Annotated in this window: 16 protein-coding genes; 5 read left to right on the top strand and 11 right to left on the bottom strand. The window is 62.7% G+C overall.

The features are described 5' to 3' along the window. Positions 1-35 precede the first annotated feature (35 nt). Positions 36-1,412, top strand: a complete 1,377-nt coding sequence (locus AWB82_RS18110; protein ID WP_086969591.1) for an undecaprenyl-phosphate glucose phosphotransferase — start codon at positions 36-38, stop codon at positions 1,410-1,412. Positions 1,413-1,449: 37 nt separating this feature from the next. Here the strand turns inward: AWB82_RS18110 and AWB82_RS18105 are convergent, their stop codons facing one another. Further along, positions 1,450-2,217 (bottom strand): class I SAM-dependent DNA methyltransferase, encoded by a 768-nt coding sequence (locus AWB82_RS18105; RefSeq protein ID WP_086969560.1) that lies wholly within the window; start codon positions 2,215-2,217, stop codon positions 1,450-1,452. 584 nt (positions 2,218-2,801) lie between these two features. Here AWB82_RS18105 and AWB82_RS18100 point away from each other — a divergent pair. Beyond that, positions 2,802-3,791 carry a GlxA family transcriptional regulator gene (locus tag AWB82_RS18100; protein WP_086969558.1) on the top strand — a complete coding sequence of 330 codons (990 nt, stop codon included), beginning with the start codon at positions 2,802-2,804 and terminating at the stop codon, positions 3,789-3,791. A 29-nt stretch (positions 3,792-3,820) separates the two neighbouring features. Here AWB82_RS18100 and AWB82_RS18095 read toward each other — a convergent pair whose 3' ends face one another. From AWB82_RS18095 to AWB82_RS18060, 8 genes are read right to left on the bottom strand one after another with little or no spacing between them, the layout of a single operon-like run. After that, positions 3,821-4,552 (bottom strand): maleate cis-trans isomerase family protein, encoded by a 732-nt coding sequence (locus AWB82_RS18095; RefSeq protein ID WP_086969556.1) that lies wholly within the window; start codon positions 4,550-4,552, stop codon positions 3,821-3,823. Between the two features lie 12 nt (positions 4,553-4,564). Continuing rightward, positions 4,565-5,950: an amidohydrolase family protein gene (locus AWB82_RS18090; RefSeq protein ID WP_086969554.1), complete on the bottom strand. Its 1,386-nt coding sequence runs from the start codon at positions 5,948-5,950 to the stop codon at positions 4,565-4,567. Between the two features lie 24 nt (positions 5,951-5,974). Then, on the bottom strand, positions 5,975-7,312 hold the full coding sequence (locus AWB82_RS18085; protein WP_086969552.1) for a nucleobase:cation symporter-2 family protein: 1,338 nt from the start codon (positions 7,310-7,312) through the stop codon (positions 5,975-5,977). Between the two features lie 39 nt (positions 7,313-7,351). Then, on the bottom strand, positions 7,352-8,404 hold the full coding sequence (locus AWB82_RS18080) for a CobW family GTP-binding protein (RefSeq protein ID WP_086969550.1): 1,053 nt from the start codon (positions 8,402-8,404) through the stop codon (positions 7,352-7,354). 20 nt (positions 8,405-8,424) lie between these two features. Further along, complete coding sequence (locus AWB82_RS18075; protein WP_086969549.1) at positions 8,425-8,997, bottom strand: UbiX family flavin prenyltransferase; 573 nt, start codon at positions 8,995-8,997, stop codon at positions 8,425-8,427. Then, positions 8,994-10,379: a UbiD family decarboxylase gene (locus AWB82_RS18070; RefSeq protein ID WP_086969547.1), complete on the bottom strand. Its 1,386-nt coding sequence runs from the start codon at positions 10,377-10,379 to the stop codon at positions 8,994-8,996. The genes AWB82_RS18075 and AWB82_RS18070 overlap by 4 nt, the downstream gene beginning before the upstream one ends. 54 nt (positions 10,380-10,433) lie before the next feature. After that, positions 10,434-11,366, bottom strand: coding sequence for an amidohydrolase family protein (locus AWB82_RS18065; protein WP_086969545.1), 933 nt, complete (start codon positions 11,364-11,366; stop codon positions 10,434-10,436). After that, the gene (locus AWB82_RS18060; protein WP_086969589.1) at positions 11,366-12,298 is read right to left on the bottom strand and encodes an amidohydrolase family protein; all 933 of its coding nucleotides are present in this window, start codon (positions 12,296-12,298) and stop codon (positions 11,366-11,368) included. The genes AWB82_RS18065 and AWB82_RS18060 overlap by 1 nt, the downstream gene beginning before the upstream one ends. A 242-nt stretch (positions 12,299-12,540) precedes the next feature. Between AWB82_RS18060 and AWB82_RS18055 the strand changes: the two genes are divergently transcribed. Next, on the top strand, positions 12,541-13,425 hold the full coding sequence (locus AWB82_RS18055) for a LysR substrate-binding domain-containing protein (protein ID WP_086969543.1): 885 nt from the start codon (positions 12,541-12,543) through the stop codon (positions 13,423-13,425). Here the strand turns inward: AWB82_RS18055 and AWB82_RS18050 are convergent. Further along, positions 13,403-14,308, bottom strand: a complete 906-nt coding sequence (locus AWB82_RS18050; protein ID WP_086969541.1) for a LysR family transcriptional regulator — start codon at positions 14,306-14,308, stop codon at positions 13,403-13,405. The two genes, AWB82_RS18055 and AWB82_RS18050, sit on opposite strands and share 23 nt — an antisense overlap. Positions 14,309-14,414: 106 nt before the next feature. Here AWB82_RS18050 and AWB82_RS18045 point away from each other — a divergent pair, with 106 nt between their 5' ends. Then, the gene (locus tag AWB82_RS18045) at positions 14,415-14,870 is read left to right on the top strand and encodes a (2Fe-2S)-binding protein (protein ID WP_086969539.1); all 456 of its coding nucleotides are present in this window, start codon (positions 14,415-14,417) and stop codon (positions 14,868-14,870) included. Continuing rightward, positions 14,871-17,117 (top strand): xanthine dehydrogenase family protein molybdopterin-binding subunit, encoded by a 2,247-nt coding sequence (locus tag AWB82_RS18040; protein ID WP_086969537.1) that lies wholly within the window; start codon positions 14,871-14,873, stop codon positions 17,115-17,117. A gap of 16 nt (positions 17,118-17,133) precedes the next feature. Here AWB82_RS18040 and AWB82_RS18035 read toward each other — a convergent pair whose 3' ends face one another. Beyond that, complete coding sequence (locus AWB82_RS18035) at positions 17,134-19,050, bottom strand: AAA family ATPase (RefSeq protein WP_086969535.1); 1,917 nt, start codon at positions 19,048-19,050, stop codon at positions 17,134-17,136. Positions 19,051-19,109: the final 59 nt, after the last annotated feature.

Raw genomic sequence — 19,109 nt, 5'->3', positions numbered from 1 at the left:
TCTTATCGACGAAGCTCTCGAAGGCGGGGCATAACATGCGCGATATTCAAGGATTGCTGGCAAGGCTCTTCGATGTCGCCATGGTGATAGGGGGCGCCACCGTCGCATCGCGGATCAGGTTCGACAATATCGCCGAACCCGGCTATTACATGCCATTCGTGGCTTTTGCAGCGGCGTTTTCTCTCGTATTGTTCCCGGGCTTCGGCGTGTACGAGTCGTGGCGCGGGCGCAGCAAGCTCGTGCTGGCGAGCCGCGTGTCGCTCGCCTGGCTGGTGGTGCAAGCCTGCGTCCTCGTGCTGATGTTCTCGCTGCATCGGCTCGACGATGTCTCGCGCTTGTGGTTCGCTTACTGGACGGCGATGTCGGGCGCGTTGATGATCGTGGGACGTCTCGTCACGCACGCGGTGCTCGCGCGCATGCGCCATGCCGGGATGAACTTTCACGACGTGGCGGTCGTCGGTTGCGGACGGCATTGCGAATCGATCATGAAAAGAATCGAACGCGCAAGCCATTCCGGCTTTCGTACTATCGCGGTATTCAATACTTCGCCCGAATTGCAGATAACTTCAGATGTACCCATCTTCGAAGATTTCGACGCGTTCGTCCGCCACGCGCGCGAGCAGCATGTGCACGAGGTCTGGCTCGCGCTGCCGCTGTCGCAAGACAAAGCCATTCTGCGTTTCGTGAACGAGTTTCGCGACGATCTGGTCAACGTGCGATTCATCCCCGACGTGCGCAGCCTGGCGCTCTTCGAGAGCGGCGTGAGCGACCTGCTCGGTGTGGCCGCGATCAATCTCGTGGCTTCTCCGCTTTCACAGCGGGCGCTGTTGCAGAAGGATGTATTCGATCGGCTATTTGCGCTCGCGGCGCTTATCGCGGTTGCGCCGCTTTTGATCTGCATTGCTATTGCGGTCAAGCTCAGTTCGTCCGGGCCTGTGCTGTTCAGGCAGCGTCGCAAGGGCGCGGACGGTCGCGAGTTCACCATCTACAAGTTCCGGTCGATGCGCCTGCATACCGAACAGGCCGGCGTGCTTAAGCAGGCGACGCGTAACGATCCACGTGTGACGCGAGTCGGCGCGTTCCTTCGACGCACGAGTCTCGATGAGTTGCCGCAATTCTTCAATGTTCTGCGCGGCGATATGTCCGTCGTCGGACCGCGTCCGCACGCGCTAGAACATGACGATCTTTATCAGAAGGTCGTGCAAGGTTATATCCATCGTTACCGGGTCAAGCCGGGCATAACCGGGTGGGCGCAGGTCAACGGATTTCGGGGAGAAACGGACCGGATAGAAAAGATGGAGGCGCGCGTTGCGCACGATTTGTACTATCTGGGAAACTGGACCTTCGCACTGGATATGCGCATCATTGCCGCGACGGTGTTCAAGGGGCTGCGCGGGACCAACGCCTACTGAACCGAGTGCATCGCGCGCGGCGCGCGCGATGCCGGCATCATCTCTTTCTCGCGACGAAAGTTGCGGACAGATCCGCGGCGCTCAGTTCGCCACCCATCCACCTCACGCTGTCGAGCACCTCGAAGCCGCTGAGATCCAGCATAAGCTCGACTTCCGGCTTGAACATATAGCGCATGACGTGCGTCTCTAGAACGGTTTCGACGGACTGCGTCTTCCCGTCCGTCATCATGATCGTGTAGTTGACGGTGACGGTATTGTCATGAGGGCGCATCAGCGGCTCGGCAATGCGTATCACCGCGGTCTCATCGCTCGTGGCGCGCTTGACGCGAACCTTGGGCGGGTCGGCAAGAACGGCCGGGCCGTACCAACAATCGAAAAGGAAGAGTCCGGAGCGCGGCAGATGTGTCGCGGCGGTGTGGCACATCGCCATGAAGTCGGCGTTCGTCGTCTGATAGCTTGCGACATGAAATAGCGATACGACCGCGTCATAGGTCTCTTCGGTGCGGACGGTGCGCGCGTCGCCTTGCTGGAACTTCAGCCTCTTCGCTACCGTGCCCGGCAGCGAGGTTCGCCTGGCATCGGCGCGGGCAAGCATGTCGAAGCTCATGTCCACGCCGGAAACCGAGAAGCCCGTGGCCGCCAGTTCCGCCGCGTGGCGTCCGGTTCCGCAACCGAGATCCATTAGATGACCACTGACTATTCCATACCGGCCAAGCAGGTCCGTGACGAACGCGGCCTCGGCCTTGTAGTTCTTTTCGTGATAGAAAAGATCATAGTATTGCGAGTACCGCTTGCTGAAACTCATGTGAGCGACTCCATGATTCGAGGTGGTGCCCCACGCATGCCTACGCAATGATGTGCTCGTCTACGAGACCGAGGCGCTGTGCAATAACAAGTCCTCCCCTAGCGTTCCGTTTCATGACAGAGCGTAGCGCTCGCACGAATCATGGCCTCGTGCGTGACGGAATTCGGCAAGATGTTGGCCGGGTTGCCGGTGGTAGTTCCATAGTCCGGTTTCGACAAGGTGATGACGGAAGCAGAGGTTATGTTTCGGGAATCGTCGAGGCGTGGCGATCGAACGAGGGAAACATCACTCCAATAAACGCCGCTCTGTATTTACCGCGTCAAACGGCTGATAGATTCGATGTCCGTATTAAATGTATTCCAATAACTTTCCTGTCGAATCTGACAGGAAGCGGACTAGATCGAACAGTCGTGTTGTTATGGCGGCCGGATGCGTCGATCTCGGCCAAAACCATGCTTTTACCGGCCACGGCGGAAAGAACGGACGCAATAGGAAACTACGCTCCCGAAATAGTACGGAATCGATAGCATTGGTACGTTCATTAGTTCCGCAGATCTGCAACCGAAACATAGGAAGATAACGCCATGTCTCACGTTACAGCCTTCGGCGATGCAGAGTTCAACAACCTTTATCACGCAGCCGAAGAGAGATCGACAAAACTCATAGGAATCGTGTTGTATGACGGATTCTCTCTTCTCGGTGCTGGAACGCTTGCCGAGGCGCTTCATATCGCCAACGAGCTGCAGTCCTCCATCCTGAGCAACGGCGTGACCTATAGCGTTCGTCTCGTCTCCGCTCGCGGTGGCGCGATAGCTTGTTCGTCGTCGGTCTGCGTCTGGACCGAGCGATTGGGCGGCCAGAGGTTTCAGGGCTTCGATGCGTTGTATATCGCGGGCGGCGCAGGTGTGACGCGTGCGGCCGCCGATGAGGGGCTGCTCGACTCACTGAGGATCGCCTGTTCGCAAAGCGGCGCGGTCGGGTCGCTCGGCAATGGCGACGCGTTGCTCGCCGCCGCGGGCGTCGCCCGGCGCGACTGGGCTTCCGTTGGGCGTGGCGTATGGGGTGCCGCGACGTCGAAGAGCACGACGTCGACCGAACGCGGCGATGCGCTGATCAACTCGCTCGCGCTCGTGAAGCGCGATCTCGGCTACGATATCGCCACGGCGTTGGCGGATCGGCTGGCCTCGTCCAACGACCAGCATCTGCCGATCATGCTGAGCACGATCGGGACGACCACGCTCGCGGAAAAAGCGCAGGAATCGGCGCGCTGGCTGGAGCGCAATTGCGGCCGTCCGATCTCCGTCGGCGATGCGGCCCGCACCGTCGCGATGAGCGAGCGCAATTTCCTGCGCTTGTTCAAGCGTGAAATCGGGCTGACGCCGTCGCAGTATCTTTTGCGCGCGCGGCTAAATTTGAGTTGCGAATTGCTGGTCAAAAGCGACTTGCCGATCGATAAGATTGCGCGCAGGACCGGTTTGACCAATGGAGAAAGGTTCTCGAAGGTGTTCAGAAAGCAATTCCTGATGTCGCCAACGGAATACCGGTCTCGAAGAAAGAGCGGCGACACGGCGTGATTCATAGCGACGCGGCGCATTCCTTAAGGTTATAGACGCAAAGAGAATAACTTTCCCCAACTCGATAACGTCGACATATCCACATCGAACATCCTGAGTGCTTTCCACACGACAGTGGCGACCGTGTCATACGCGGGAATGCCTGTGTCGCGCTCGAACGACTGTGCGAGATGCGCCGCGTGCAGGTTCGTGCAGAACGTCGTCAGCGCGTCGGGTCGGGCGAACGCAGCCTCGCGCATCATGTTGGCGAGCAGCGTGTCGGGCACTTCGGCGAAGCTGAAATTCTCGCTCAAGCCCAGATGCCGCTCCGCCACGCATTCGATGCCGCGCCGTTTGTAGTTGCGGATGATACGTTCCTGCACATTGTCGATGTAAGGCGAGACGAGACCCAGGCGTCGCACGCCCGTCTTCGCGAGGATCTCGTTCAACGCGAGCACCGAAGTGGTCGCGGGAATGCCGGTCGCTTCCGTTAACTGGCGGCAGAGCGCTTCGTCGCGCTCGAAGCCGAGCCAGCCCGCCGACGTGCCGCTCCAGCCGATAACATCGACACGCGCATCGGCGAGCTGCTCCGCTGCATCGAGAATGCGGCTCGCGTCGAACTGGCCGAGCGCCTCGTCCGTCAGGCTGATTTTCGTCACGGTGAAGCGCGCGAAGTGCGCGCTCACGTGTGGCAGCGCGCTCAGCATGGCGCAGGTTATCGGTTCGAGCGCCGTGTTGGAAGAAGGCGTCAGAATTCCGAGCCGCAAGCGTTTCGTCGGCATGGCGATGTCTCCCTAATCGGCCAGGAGAACTTTCACGCCCTCGGCGGCCTCGCGGCGCAACGCGTCGAAATCGAAGCCGGGAATCACGCCGTCATCGACCACCACGCGACCGTTCACGATGTTATAGCGCACGCGCGCCGGTTCGCCCGATGTCACCGGCGCCACCGCAAGATCGTGATAACCGTAGAAGCGCGGATCGTCGATGTCATACAACACGAGGTCCGCGGCCTTGCCGACTTCCAGCGTGCCGGTCGCATCGAGTCCGAGCACGCCCGCGCCGCCCGCGCTGCCCCAGTGAATCGTTTCCTCCACGGTCGTCGCCGACGCGCCCTGTGCCGCGCGATGCACGAGCCACGCGAAGTGCGCCTCGTTGATCATGCTGCCCGACTCGTTGGATGCGACGCCATCGACCGCGAGCGACATCGGCACGCCCGCCGCGGCCATTTGCGGCGCTGGCGCGATGCCGCTGCCGAGCCGCGCGTTGCTCACCGGGCAGTGCGAGCAGCCGCTGCCGGTTTCGGCGAGCGTGGCGATCTCGCTCGCTTCGAGATGCACGAGATGGGCGAACCACACATCGGGGCCGAGCCATTCGTGATCGGCGACGAACTCGACCGGCAGCTTGTCGAAGCGCTCGCGGCAAAAATCGACATAGCGCCGCGTCTCCGAAAGATGCGTGTGCATGCGCAGACCCATGCCGCGTGCGGCGCGCGCGATCTCGGGTAGAAGATCGGGCGGCAGCGAGAAGGTCGGCGTGGTCGGCGCGACGACGACGCGACGCATCGATGCCGCGCGCGGATCGTGATAACGCGCCTTCAGACGCTCGATATCGGCGAGCATCTGATCGAGCGTCTCGGGCTTCAGCGCGAGTTTCGAGAAGCCCGGATGATCGCCCGCCGCCTGCAACGCGCCGCCACGGCACAACACGAAGCGCAGGCCGAACGACGCGGCTTCGTCGAAGAGCAGGTCGCCGGTTTCGGTCGAGCCTTGTGCGTGATAAAGATAGTGGTGATCCGCGCATGTCGTCACGCCGGACAAGAGCAACTCGGCCATGCCAAGGCGAGCGGCGATGCGCGCGAGTTCCGGCGTGAAGCGCGCGAGGCGCGGATACGGCACGGCGGCGAGCCATTCCTGCAGGTCGGCGTTGATGCCCGAAGGCACCGCTTTCAGCAGGTTCTGGAACAGGTGATGATGCGTGTTCACCCAGCCGGGATAGACGACGCACGAGCGCGCATCGATGACGCGCTCGTCGTCGCGCGCTTCGAGATTCGGCGCGATGCTGCGGATCGCGCCGTCACGGATGCGAATATCCACTTGGCCGAGACGTGCGGCGTCACCGCGCAGTCCGCTCATCACCGCGACGGGATTCTTTATAAGTACTGCTTCGTTTCGAGTGTTCATGAATGATTGTCCTGTCGACACGTTTTACTCGCGCACCATGCTTTGCGCTGGCACGACGTCTTCCTCATGCGCGCCGTTGAGCACGGCGTTCAACACGACCGACACGAGACACGCGAGCACGACGCCGCTGTGCACGAAGGGCTGCGTCCAGTCGGGCATTTGCTTGAAGACCTGCGGCGCCATCACGGGAATGAGCGCGGTGGCGATCGTAAAGCCCACGATCAGCACGTTGTAGCGATTGCGTTCGAAGTCCACCTTCGAGAGCGTCTGCACGCCCGCGGCGACCACGACGCCGAACATCGCGATGCCCGCGCCGCCGAGCGCCGCAGCGGGCGTCGAGGCCACGATCGCGCCGATCTTCGGCACCAGCGCGACGACGCACATCAAGACGCCGCTCACCGCTACGACCCATCGGCTGCGCACGCCGGTCAGAATCACGAGCCCCACGTTTTCCATGAACGCGATAAACGGAAACGCGGCGAACATACCGGCTATCGCGCTCGCGAGTCCGTTCGCCCGCATGCCGCGCACGGCGTCTTCCTCGCTGATGTTCTTCTCGACGATATCGCCGATCGCGACGAAGAGGCCCATCGACTCGACCATCTGCACCACCATCACGACGATCATCGTGAGTACGGGCACCACGGAAAACACGGGCATGCCGAAGTGGAATGGCAACGGCATCGTGAACCACGGCGCGCTGGCGACGTTGCCGAAGTCGCCCATGCCGAGCGAGCACGCAAGCACGCTGCCCGAGACGAGGCCGATCAGCACCGACAGATTGCGCAGGAACGCATTGGCGAAGCGGTTGACGGCGAGAATCACGAGCGCGACGAACAGCGCGACGCAGAGGAACGGCAGCGCGCCGAAGTGCCGCGCATTCTCGCCGCCGCCCGCCCATTGATACGCGACGGGAAAGAGTTGCAGCCCGATCACGGTGACGATGCAACCGGTCACGACAGGTGGAAAGAAGCGTCGCAGACGTCCTACGAGCGGCGCAGCGAACATCGTGAAGACGCCCGCGCCGATCACCGCGCCGCAGACGCCCGCGAAGCCGCCGCCCGGACTCAAGCCGATCGCGATGACCGGCCCCACGCTGCTGAACGCGACGCCCTGGAGAATCGGCAAACGCACGCCGAATTTCCAGACGCCGACGGTTTGAAGCACCGTTGAGATGCCCGAGCAGAAAAGCGCCGTGCTGATGAGCACGGTGGTGTCGGCGGGCGACATCTTCAATGCGGATGCGACGATCAACGGCACGGCAATCGCGCCGATGTAAGCGACGAGCATATGCTGCAGGCCGAGCGTGATCATCTGCCGCTTGGGCAGGACGCGATCGACGGGGTGTTGGTCGGTGTTCATCACGTGTCTCCTGAATATCGTTATCGGCGGCTGCGTTCGTCAGGCCGCGACCGGCACTGCAAGACAGGCATGGAAGCGCTCGGTCAGCGCGGTGCGGTCGAGCGCGCGTCCGATGAACACGATGCGGCTCGAACGCGGTTCGTAGCCCCACGCCTGCGCCGCGCGCAATTCGATGATGTCGTGCACGCCTTGCAGCACGTAGCGATACGGCTGGCCCTTCACGGCGAAGATGCCCTTCATGCGAAAGAGGTTCGTCGCATCGGATGCGCGCAGTTCGGTGAGCCAGGTTTGCAGCGCTTCGAGCTCGATATCCGCATCGACTTCGATGCCCACCGACGTCACGCTTTCATCGTGATGGTGATCGTCGTGATCTTCTTCGTGATGGCCGTGATGATCGTGTTCGCGATCGCCATCTGCTTCGACGAGCTGCTGCGCGAACTCGTTCGCGCCTACGCCGAGAATCGTGCGCAGATCGATCTGCGCGTAACTCGACTCGACGATCTCAGCCGTCGCGTTGAGCCCGCGTAGCCGCTCTTTCAACGAAGCGATGTCGTGCGGCGTCACGAGGTCCACCTTGTTGACGACGATGCGATCCGCGCACACGATCTGATCGACCGCCTGGTTGTCGCGACCATCGAGCACGAGATCGTCGAGATGCGCGGCGATGTGCTTGGCATCGACCATGGTGACGACGGCATCGAGCGTTACGCGCTGCGCGATCGGATCGTCGATGAAAAAGGTCTGCGCGACAGGATAGGGATCGGCAAGCCCGCTCGTCTCGACGATGATGTGATCGAGCGGCTCGGGCCTTTCCACCAGCATCCTCACGATGCGCACGAGATCCTCGCGCACCGCGCCGACACAGCACACGCAGCCGTTCGTCATTTCATAGATCTCTTCGGTCGATTCGAGCACGAGCCCGCCGTCGATGCCGACTTCGCCGAACTCGTTCTCGATCACCGCGATCTTGTGGCCGTGCTTTTCGCGCAGGATGTAGTTGAGCAGCGTCGTTTTGCCCGCGCCGAGAAAACCGGTCAGCACAGTGACGGGAATCTTCCGGAACGCGTTGTGCGTCGTATGAATGTGAGTCATTGCTTGTCTCCTTGAGTAAGTCAGGCTTCGTGTTCTTTCCAGCGTCTTACCGAGTTGCAATCGAGGGCGAACAGATCGAGCACGCGGCCCAGCGTGTGATCGATCATTGCGTCGAGGGAAGCGGGGCGCGCGTAGAACGCGGGCACTGGCGGCGCGACGATGCCGCCCATCTCGGTGACGGCCATCATGTTGCGCAAATGCGCCAGCGTGTACGGCGTTTCGCGCGCGAGCAGCACGAGCGGGCGGCGCTCCTTGAGCGTGACGTCGGCCGCGCGCGAAATGAGGCTCGATGAAAGTCCGCTGGCGATTTCGGCGAGCGTCTTCATCGAACACGGCGCGACGATCATGCCCAGCGTGCGGAACGAACCGCTCGAAATGGCGGCGGCCATGTCATCGCATCGATAAGTGAAGCTTGCGAGCGCGTTGACGTCGGCGAGCTTGTGGGTGGTCTCGTGCTGCATTGTCAAAAGCGCGCTGCGCGAGATCGTCAGATGCGTTTCGATATCGAGTTCGCGCAGCAATTCCAGGAGGCGCACGCCATACATGAAGCCCGATGCGCCGCTGATGCCGACCGCGATGCGCCGCGTGCTCATTGCGTGGCTCCTTCCAGAATGCGCGCCGCGCGTTGCATTACCTCTTCGCCGATGCGCGCGCGTATGCCGTCGAAACGCGAGCCGCGCGTCGCGTCGATTCCCATGCGCGACGTGGTGCCGTCCACGGACGATGAAGGATCGAGCGGACTGCCCGGCAATCCGCCGACGATGAACACATCCTCGTGCGGCTGCGCGTGCGCGGCGATCGCCCAGAGCACTTGCGAATCGTCTGTTATGTCGATATCGCCATCGACCGCGACGACATGCTTGAGATACGGGTCCCAGCCGAGCAACGCGAGCATGATCTGGCGCGCTTCACCATCGCGCGTCTGATTCAACGCGACATAGCAGTGAAAGTGCGTGCCGGAGTTCGGATAGTGCAGCGCCGTGACCGATGGAAAGCGCGCCTTCAGCTTCTCGCTCATTTCCGCCTCGCGCGGCAGGCGGGCGAGCGTGAGATGCTCGGCATACGGACCGCCGACGACATCGACGAGCCACGCGTCGCGGCGGCGCATCATCGTGTCGACGCGCAGCACGTTGTTGGTCGACCGGTCCGACGAATAGCCCGTGAACTCGCCAAACGGTCCTTCTTCGGCGCGCGCATCGGGATCGATGGTGCCTTCGAGCACGAACTCCGCGGCCGCCGGCACGCCGATGCCGTAACGCGGCGTGCGCACGAGTTGCAGCGGCGCGCCGAAGAGTCCGCCGGCGATGGCGCGCTCATCGGCGCCGAAAGGCACGCGCGACGCCGCCGCGAGCATGAACAACGGATGCGCGCCAATCACCATCGCGACCTTCAGCGTATCGCCGCGCGCCTTTACGTTCTGCAGCATGCGCCACAGATGCCCGCGCGAATGCAGGCTCGTCGCCAGCGCGTTCTTCGCGTGCAGCATCGAGCGGTGATAGCTGAGATTGGCGATGCCGGTCACGGGGTCTTCGGCGACGATCACCGCGTTCGTTATGTACGCGCCGCGGTCGGTGGCGAAGTGGCGGATCATCGGCAGTCGCGCGAGATCGACCGCGTCGGCCTCGACGACTTCATCGAGTACGGGACCGCTTGCAACATACTCGGGCGCGACCGGCGCGTTCGCGCGTTGCTGATATGCGTCGAAGAGGCCGCGCGCATCGACATCGAACAGACGGCCGATGCGCTCGCGCGACGCGAAGAAGTTGGTGGCCAAAGGCGTATCGATGCCTTCGACTTGCTCGCATACTAGCATCGGATGTTGTCCGCGCGCGGCAAGCGCCGCGACGATCGCCGTGACATCCTGATCGGCCGACACAGGTTGCTTGAGCGTCAACACATCATCGGGATATCGCTCGCGATAGGCGCGCGCAAAGCTATGAAAGTCCTGTGTGGCGCGAAAGAAGTTATCGGCCATCGTGAGCTCCATCGAAAGGAAGAAGGGCGCGTGAGCAACCGCGCCCGCGTGAGGTCAGGCAGTCTGCGCGACTTCGTCGCTCGTTACATACGTGGCCTTCAGCCGCTTCTGCGCTTCGGCAAGATCCTTCGGTGGTTTGGTCGGCTCGATGCCCACCAGCCGCGCGATGTTGTTGCCCATGTAGTGTTCGAGACCGTCTTCATCGAGATCCATGCCTTGCGGCGCGGGACCGCATAACATCTCCAGTTCGCGCAGCCACATGCCCGGCTCGTTCGGCGGCGAATCGGTGCCGAACACGATCTTGTCGCGCGGCAACTGGCGCGCAAATTCGACGATGCGCGACTGATAACACCAGCCGGATTCGCAATAGACGTTGGGCGTGTCCATCGCCATCCAGAAGGCTTCGAACGAGTAATTGCCGCCGGTCTGAATGCCGAAGTGACCGATGATGAAATTCACCATCGGGAATTCGCGGATGATCGGATAGAACTGCGTGGGAATCGTGTACGGCCCGTCGCCCGTGTGAATCAGCACGACGACCCCAAGCTCCGCGCATTTCTTCATCGCCGGACGCAGCCAGTCGAGCGCGCGATCCGGCCGATAGCCGTGCATGTTGGCGTGCAGCTTGAGCATCTTGAAGCCGTACTCCTTCACGTGGAATTCGAGCTCGGCCGCGCCGTTCTCCGGACCCCAGCGCGGGTTATACGTGAAGTTGCCGATGAAACGATCGGGATACTTTTGCGTCAGCTCCGCGATATACGACATGTAATCGCGAATGCCCTCGCGGCCGCGCCGGTTGCCGTCGCGATAACCGGTGTTGCCCGGCGGCGGCTGGATAAAACCCATGTCGATGCGGCGCGGCTTGCCGTTGATGATGTACGGACCGTCCATCATCTTGAGAAGACGTTCGCCGGTGAACGGCTCGCCCGTGTGTCGCCAGGCTTCGTCGACGAGATTGGTCGGATGCAGATGGGTATCGATGATCATCAGCGCGCTCCTGCGTAGTCTGTTTCTTTGAATTGGTCGAGATAGGCCTGCGCTTCTTCGACGCTTGCGGGCGGCGCGCTCGGTTCGAGGCCGAGCATGCGCGCGAGGTTGTTGCCGAGATAATCCTCTAGCGTGTCTTCGTCGAGATTGAGGCCCTGCGGCGGCTCATGACAGAGCACTTCGAGCAGGCGCAGCCACATGCCCGGCTCGTTGGGCGGCGTGTCGGAGCCATACAGGATCTTGTGCGTGGGCAGAACCTTCGCGAACTCGACGATGCGCGATTGCAGACACCAGCTCGATTCGCAATAGACGTTCGGCGTATCGAGCGCCATTTGATATGGCTCGAAGCAATACACGCCGCCGGTCTGCACGCCGAAGTGCGCCATGATGAACGGCACCGACGGAAACTCGCGGATCAGCGGATACCATTCGCTCGGAATGCTGTACGGTCCGTCGCCGGTATGCAGCTTCACGATGAGCCCGAGGTCCGCGCATTTGCGCAACGCGGGGCGCAGCCAGTCGAGCGCGCGGTCCGGGCGGTACGCATGCATGTTGGCCTGCAACTGCACCATCCTGAAGCCGTGTTCCTTCGCATAGAACTCGATCGCGTCGGCGCCGTTCTCGGGGCCGCAGCGCGGGTTATACACGAAGCAGCCGAGCAGACGCTCGGGATACTTCTGCGTCATCTCGACGGTGTACGCCATATAGTCGTCAATCGACTCGCGGCCGCTACGCTCGCCGTCGGTCCACGTATAGATGGTGTTGCCTTGGGGCGGCTGAATGAAAGCCTTGTCGATGCGGCGCGGCTTGCCGTTGATGATGTACGGGCCGTCCATCACCTCGATCAGACGCTCGCCCGAAAAGGGTTCGCCGTCATGGCGCCAGGCGAGGTCGACGAGATTGGTCGGATAACAGCTTGTGTCGATGATCATGGTCTCGATCTCCTTGAGGGGAACTGGCGTGTCCAGTTGCCGGATCGCGGGCAGGCGCATCGATGGAACAAAAGCTCTTGCGAGCTTGCCCATGCGGCCTTTTGCAAGACGCATGTTGATGCGCCTTCCCCTCGCCGGCATCGAGTGTCACACTGACGTGCACTGCTGCTTGCGATGCAGTCTCACAAGTTATGCACGCTCTGTACAATATTTTTTGACCACGATCTTGATACGTTAGCGATATGGACATGCGGTACTTCGCGGTGCTCGCCGATGAACTCCATTTCGGGCGCGCAGCCGCGCGGCTGCACATTTCACAGCCACCGCTAAGTCAGCAGATCCGCATCCTCGAAGAGGAAATGGGCACGGCGCTTTTTCTGCGCTCGCAACATCGCGTCGAACTCACCGAGGCAGGGAAAACACTGAAAGAACAAGCGCCGCTGATCTTCGCGCAGTTCGAGCGCGCGATCGATCTAACGCGTTGCGCGGGGCGCGGCGAAGTGGGAAGCCTGGAGATAGGTGTTATCAGCTCGGCGATGGTCGAGCCGATTCCACGCGCGCTCGGCGTGTTCGCGCGCAAGCATCCGCAAGTGAGATGGACGCTTCACGAGATGACGCCCGCCGCGCAAATCCAGGCGTTGAAAGAGCGGCGGCTCGATGTGTGCTTCTTTCGCGTGTCGCACGAAGATCCGGAGATCGTCAGCGAAGTCGTGCTGCGCGAGCCCGCCGTGGTTGCATTGCCGCTTTCGCATCCGTTCGCCTCACGCGGGGACATCGCGTTGCGTGAGCTTGGAGACGAGCGCTTTCTGTCCTTCGGGCTGCTGCATTCGCAACTCGCGCGGTTTCTGCGCGACTGCTGCGTCGAGGCGGGATTCACGCCGCGCATCGAGCAGGAAGTCGTCGAACTTCATACGCTTCTGTGTCTCGTGCGTGAAGGGCTGGGCGTTGCGCTGCTGCCGGCATCGGCTGCGCAATTGTCGAGTGGCGGCGTCGCATTCGTGCCGCTCGCATCGCCCTGTCCCGAGGTATCGCTGCATGCGCGTTATCGTGCGGAAACGCCGTCGCCGGTGCTGGCGCGGTTTCTCGACACGGTGCGCGAAGTCGTCAGTTGCGCTCGCGCGCGTTGACCGTTTGCGCGACGAGCTCGCGTATCGTTTCGACGAGCGGCGCCACGCGTGCCGACTTCTCGCGCGGCCACACCGCGTAGAGGTTGTAGTGCGTCGGGATCTCGACCTGCGTGAGTTCGACGAGCGTGCCGTTGCGTTGCGCGTCGGCGGCGAGCAGGCCGCGCGCAAGACCGACACCCACGCCCGCGCTCGCGGCCGCGATCAGTCCCGCTGCGTTGTCGAACACGGCGACCGCATGCGGTTCCGTTTCCGGGAGGCCCGCGGCGGCGAGCCACGGAATCCATGAGCGCTTCGTGTAGCCGAGCAACGGCAGCGCGAGCACTTGCTGCGGAGCGAGCGGCATGGCCAGTCCGCGCGAATCCAGCAGCGCCGGCGAGCCCATGACCGTCAGACGATCGCCGCAGATAAGCGCGTTCTCGAAGCCATCCCATTCGCCGTAGCCATAACGCAGCGCGAGATCGACACGCTCGAAGGCGCTGCGATCATGACGGGGCGCGGAGAGCATCGTGAGCGACGTGCCCGTCAGTGCGCCGAGCAACGCGGGCAGGCGCGCGACGAGCCAGCTTTGCGCAAGCTCGGGATCGACGTCGAGCGTAATCGACTGCTTCACCGCGCGCTCCTTCACCGACGACAACGCGCGATCGATCTGCTCGAAGCCATCGCCTAGCTGATTCGCGAAGAGCGCGCCCGCATCGGTCAGCACCACGCGCGCGCCTTCGCGCACGAAAAGCGGTTGGCCGACGAACTCTTCGAGCGTGCGGATCTGCTGGCTGATCGCGCTATGCGTGAGCGACAACTGCCGCGCGGCGCTCGAAAAACTGCCGGCGCGCGCCGCCTGCAAAAAGGCCTGCATCGACTGGAGCGAAGGATAGCGCTTCAACATAGGTGTTAGCCGGGCTTACGGATGATCAAAGAAATCGTCGCTGGCGTTCATGCCCGGCGGCTTCCGATAATGGCCGCAAGCTCGAACGACATTCAGGAGACAGCGCATGATCGAAATCGTCGTCAATGACGCGCGGCACTCGCTCGACAATGTACCGGAAGACATGCCACTGTTGTGGGTGCTGCGCGACCGGATCGGTTTGACGGGCACGAAATTCGGCTGCGGCGGCGGCTTTTGCGGCGCGTGCACGGTTCATCTGGATGGCGAGGCCGTGCGCTCGTGCCTCTTGCCGATCGCGGCCGTGGCCGGCAGACGCATCACGACGATCGAAGGTCTTTCGAAGGACGGCACGCATCCTTTGCAGCGCGCGTGGGTCGCGGAAGACGTGCCGCAATGCGGCTATTGTCAGTCGGGACAGTTGATGCAGGCGGCGGGGTTTCTCAAGGGCAAAACGTCCGTCAGCGACGACGCCATCACGGCGGCGATGTCGGGCAATATCTGCCGCTGCGGCACGTATGCGCGCATTCGCCGGGCTATCAAGCGCGCGGCGGCGGAGGCCTGAATGCGTATCGACGAACACACTTCGACGGCCACGCATGGCGCGGCGCGCCGCCGCTTCATGAAGCAAGGTTCAGCGCTGCTGGCGGCGGGACTCGCGATCGGCTTCCGCTTGCCTGAGGCGTTGGCGAAGAGCGGCGATCCTCATCCGCGCGATGGCGAATTCGAGCCGAACGCATGGGTGCGCGTGCTGCCCGACGACACGATCAAGCTCGTCGTTCACAAGCACGATTCGGGCACCGGCACGCGTACCGCGCTCGCGGCGCTCGTCGCGGAAGAGCTGGATGTCGATCCGTTTCGCATCGACGTGATCACGCCCGAGAATCCCTTCTATGCCGATTACATTCATCCCTTGTGGAAGGTGTTTTCGACGGGCGGCAGCACGAGCGTGGCGCTCGAATACGACCGCTTGCGGCACGCGGGCGCAACAGCGCGCGCCATGTTGATCGCGGCGGCCGCGAAGCAGTGGAAGGTCTCGCCGTCCGCGTGCACGACCGACGACGGCTTCGTGATCTGCAAGGCGAGCGACAAGGCGAACGACATGCGTGCGAGCTATGGTTCGCTCGCAGTCGTCGCCGCGAGTTTGCCCGCGCCCAAAGACGTGCCGTTGAAAGACCCATCGCAGTTCAAGTACATCGGCAAGCTGCGCAAGAAGCGCGACGCCGCGCAGAAGGTATGCGGCGCGTTCGCGTACAGCATCGATGTGCGCTTGCCGGACATGCTCGTCGCCGTCGTCGCGCGCGCGCCCATGATCGATGCGCGCGTGCGCAACGTCGATGCCAAAGCGGCGCTCGCCGTCTCCGGCGTGCGGCAAGTGCTGCCGATACCCGCACGCCCGGACGTGCTCGGCGGCAATCAGGCGGGTGTCGCCGTGCTCGCCGACGATTACTGGTCCGCGCACAAGGGGCGGGCCGCGTTGCGCATCGAATGGGAAGACAGTCTGTTCGAAAGCTTCGATAGCCGCGACGTCGTCGCGCATCAGGCCGCATGGCTCGACGATCCCGCCGCGCGCGTCGTCACGACTGTTACGAACGGCGACGCCGAAGCCGTCTTCAAGCGTGGGCCGCGCGTGATCCAGGCTTCGTATTCGATGCCATACAAGGCGGCGAATCCGCTCGAACCCATCAACGTGACTGCGTGGGCGAAAGACGGCGGCATCGCGTATTGGGGCGGTTTGCAAGTGCCATCGACGGCGCAGGAGGCGGCGCAGGTAATCGGCCGCATTCCGGCGAATCGTGTCGTGCTGCACGAGCTGGTTTCGGGCGGCAGCTTCGGTGCGCGTGAATCCAAGTACTGGCTCTTCGAAGTTACGTGGCTGGCTTTGCAGACCGGCAAGCCCGTCAAGTTGATAAATAGCCGCGAGGACGAAATGCGCGCGCTCTTCTATCACTCGGCGAGCCATCATCGTGCAAAGGCCGTGCTCGATGCACACGGCGATCTCCGCGCGCTGCAACTGCGCGCGGTCATGGCGGCATCGCCGGAGCAATGGGAGCCGGGCTATTTCGATCGTCCCGACCGCATGGACTACAGCACGACGGAGGCAATCAGCAAGTATGAGTTCGCGTATGGCGCGCCGCATGCGGATATCGGCTGGGTGCGTCACGAAACGGGCGTGCCGACCGGCTGGTATCGCGCGGTGAGTTATATCCCGAACGTATTCGCGGTCGAATCGTTCATGGACGAAGCCGCGCATGCGGGACATCGCGATCCGGTCGAGTTTCGCGTCGCGCATATGAAGGACGCGCGGCATGTCGCCGTGTTGCGCGAGGCCGCGATGCGCGCTGGCTGGGGCAAGCCGCTGCCGCGCAACACAGCGCTCGGCGTCGCGACCAATCGCGCGTATGGCAGTTACATCGCGGTGATCGCGCGCGTGGCACGTCGCGACGACGGCATCGTGATCGAGAAGCTCACGTGCGTGGCCGACTGCGGACTCGCGGTGTCGCCCGGCGGCGTAGAAGAGCAGTTGTACGGCGGCCTGATGTGGGGACTCGGACACGCGCTTGCCGATTGCATCGACATACGGCACGGCCAGGTTCAGCAGACCAATTTCGATTCGTATCGCGTGATGCGCATGAGCGATATGCCCGGCATCGACATACACATCATGCAGGGCGATCCGGCGAAGCCCGGCGGCGTCGGCGAGTTGTCGAGTCCGTCGGTAGCGCCTGCGATCGGCAATGCCGTGTTCAGGCTCACGGGCAGAAGGCTGCGCGAGACGCCGTTCGATTTGCGTCAGGCCGTTCGAAGCTAGGCGATGCGAGAACCGCTCAGGCGGCCAGCACTTCGTTGGCCGCCTCCACATCAACCAGCGCCGCCGCGTGTTCGCGGATCAGACGATAAACCGTCTCGCCCGCCACGGTCTCCGATTCGAGCAACTGATCGGCGATCGCGCGCAACACCGGCTCGTTTGCCTGCAGCAGCGCGAAGCATTCATCGCTCAGGTCATGCAGCAACGCGTTCGCATGGCCGATCGAATTTTTCAGCTGCAAGCCCGCATATTGCTGCGGCAACGCGGCGAGGCTGAACAGATTGCCTTCTTCGTTGAAGCCGAACTTCGACACCATGTCGAGGCTGATACGCGACGCCTCCTGAAGATCCGATGCCGCGCCGCTCGATGCTTCGTCGAACATGAGCAGTTCCGCGTTGCGTCCGCCGAGCAGCACCTGAATCTCGTTGCGCAATTCGGTTTCGCGATACAGGTGCTTGTCCTGCATCTTCGTGATGAGCGCGACGCCCAGCGCGCCGCCGCGCGGCAGGATCGTCACTTCTTCGAGCACGCCCGTGCCGAGCAGCGCCGCGACGAGCCCGTGACCCGCTTCGTGTACCGCGATGCGCGTGCGTTCGTCATCCGAGAGCGCGCGCTCCGCGCCGTTGACATCGCCGATGCGCGCGATCTTGACCGCTTCGAGGAAGTGCGTCGCCGACACTTCGCGGTCGCCCGCCTTGCGCGCGACGAGTCCCGCCTGATTGACGATCATCGCGAGCGTGGCCGGCGACAGGCCCGTCGTCAGACGCGCGAGCTGATCGAAGTCGATGTCGTCGCGCTTCGTCTTCAGATTGTCCGCGTAGAAGCGCAGGATCTCCGCGCGATCCTCGACGCCCGGCAGCCGCACTTGCACCGTACGGTCGAAACGGCCAGGACGACGCAGCGCTTCATCGAGATTGTCGGGATGGTTCGTCGCCGCGACGATGATCACGCCCTCGTTCGAATCGAAGCCGTCCATCTCCGCGAGCAGTTGATTGATGATGCGGTTGCTTTCCGCTTCGACCGGGCCGCCGCCGGTATCGGTGCGCTTGCCGAGACCATCGGCTTCGTCGATGAAGATCACGGTCGGCGCGTTCTTGCGCGCGAGCTCGAACAGATGCTTCACTTTCTGAATGCCGACGCCGTAGTACTTCGCGCTGAAATAGCTGCCCGTGATCGCGATGAAGTTCGCGCCGCATTCGCCCGCGAGCGCCTGCGCAAGGCGCGTCTTGCCGACGCCGGGGCCGCCCGTCATCAGGATGCCGCACGGCGCACGCACGCCCATGCCGGTAAATTGCGCAGGCTCGGTGAGCCACGCGCGCACATCGTTGAGTGCGGCTTTCGCCTCGCCTGCGCCGATGACGTCATCGAAACGTAGCGTCGGCGATTGACCGAGCAGTTGCGCGCCACCGCGCGTTTCACGGCGCATGAACCAGAAGAGGCCGCCGATCATCAGTAACGGCAGCAAGAGGCTCAGCCCGTCGCGCGAGCGATCGAACATCTCGCTCCAGCGCGCGAAACCCGTTCGCACGTCCGCGTCCGGCAACCAGACCAGTTGATACGGCGAGGCTGCGTCGGGCTTCATGTCGCCGAGCAGCAGCGCGTTGGAGAATGCGCCGTTGTGGTCGGCTACGAAATACCTTTCGCCGTTGAGCGTGGAGACGAGAATCGCATCGGGACTGACGCCGATCGTCGCGACATTCTTCGCGCGAATATCGGTCAGCATTTCCGAAGCGTCTTTCTCCCGATGCGTCCACGGCGATGCGTCATGACGCATCTGATTGGCGACGCCCGTCAGCGCCGCGGGCTGCGAATGTGCGGCCCGCTGTTCATTGCGCCAATGCAGAATGCTGACGCCCGCCACGAGCGCGGCCGCGATCACACCATATGCGATATATCGGCCAACGCGTGACCGCAGCGAATTCCTTGCCGGTTTCATCAATTCTGTCCAGTGGGGCCACAAGCGCGGCGCCCTAAAGCTATCGACGGATGAATAGA

This window comes from Caballeronia glebae (assembly GCF_001545035.1).
GTDB classification, from domain to species: domain Bacteria; phylum Pseudomonadota; class Gammaproteobacteria; order Burkholderiales; family Burkholderiaceae; genus Caballeronia; species Caballeronia glebae.
The sequence above is the reverse complement of the archived record's forward strand: the minus strand, read 5'-3'. Positions and strand labels throughout refer to the sequence as shown.

What these genes read in the sequence shown, in the direction of transcription:
- AWB82_RS18110 (WP_086969591.1), top strand. Translation starts at nt 36, where the DNA reads ATGCGCGATATTCAAGGATTGCTGGCAAGGCTCTTCGATGTCGCCATG.
- AWB82_RS18105 (WP_086969560.1), bottom strand. Translation starts at nt 2,217, where the DNA reads ATGAGTTTCAGCAAGCGGTACTCGCAATACTATGATCTTTTCTATCAC.
- AWB82_RS18100 (WP_086969558.1), top strand. Translation starts at nt 2,802, where the DNA reads ATGTCTCACGTTACAGCCTTCGGCGATGCAGAGTTCAACAACCTTTAT.
- AWB82_RS18095 (WP_086969556.1), bottom strand. Translation starts at nt 4,552, where the DNA reads ATGCCGACGAAACGCTTGCGGCTCGGAATTCTGACGCCTTCTTCCAAC.
- AWB82_RS18090 (WP_086969554.1), bottom strand. Translation starts at nt 5,950, where the DNA reads ATGAACACTCGAAACGAAGCAGTACTTATAAAGAATCCCGTCGCGGTG.
- AWB82_RS18085 (WP_086969552.1), bottom strand. Translation starts at nt 7,312, where the DNA reads ATGAACACCGACCAACACCCCGTCGATCGCGTCCTGCCCAAGCGGCAG.
- AWB82_RS18080 (WP_086969550.1), bottom strand. Translation starts at nt 8,404, where the DNA reads ATGACTCACATTCATACGACGCACAACGCGTTCCGGAAGATTCCCGTC.
- AWB82_RS18075 (WP_086969549.1), bottom strand. Translation starts at nt 8,997, where the DNA reads ATGAGCACGCGGCGCATCGCGGTCGGCATCAGCGGCGCATCGGGCTTC.
- AWB82_RS18070 (WP_086969547.1), bottom strand. Translation starts at nt 10,379, where the DNA reads ATGGCCGATAACTTCTTTCGCGCCACACAGGACTTTCATAGCTTTGCG.
- AWB82_RS18065 (WP_086969545.1), bottom strand. Translation starts at nt 11,366, where the DNA reads ATGATCATCGATACCCATCTGCATCCGACCAATCTCGTCGACGAAGCC.
- AWB82_RS18060 (WP_086969589.1), bottom strand. Translation starts at nt 12,298, where the DNA reads ATGATCATCGACACAAGCTGTTATCCGACCAATCTCGTCGACCTCGCC.
- AWB82_RS18055 (WP_086969543.1), top strand. Translation starts at nt 12,541, where the DNA reads ATGGACATGCGGTACTTCGCGGTGCTCGCCGATGAACTCCATTTCGGG.
- AWB82_RS18050 (WP_086969541.1), bottom strand. Translation starts at nt 14,308, where the DNA reads ATGTTGAAGCGCTATCCTTCGCTCCAGTCGATGCAGGCCTTTTTGCAG.
- AWB82_RS18045 (WP_086969539.1), top strand. Translation starts at nt 14,415, where the DNA reads ATGATCGAAATCGTCGTCAATGACGCGCGGCACTCGCTCGACAATGTA.
- AWB82_RS18040 (WP_086969537.1), top strand. Translation starts at nt 14,871, where the DNA reads ATGCGTATCGACGAACACACTTCGACGGCCACGCATGGCGCGGCGCGC.
- AWB82_RS18035 (WP_086969535.1), bottom strand. Translation starts at nt 19,050, where the DNA reads ATGAAACCGGCAAGGAATTCGCTGCGGTCACGCGTTGGCCGATATATC.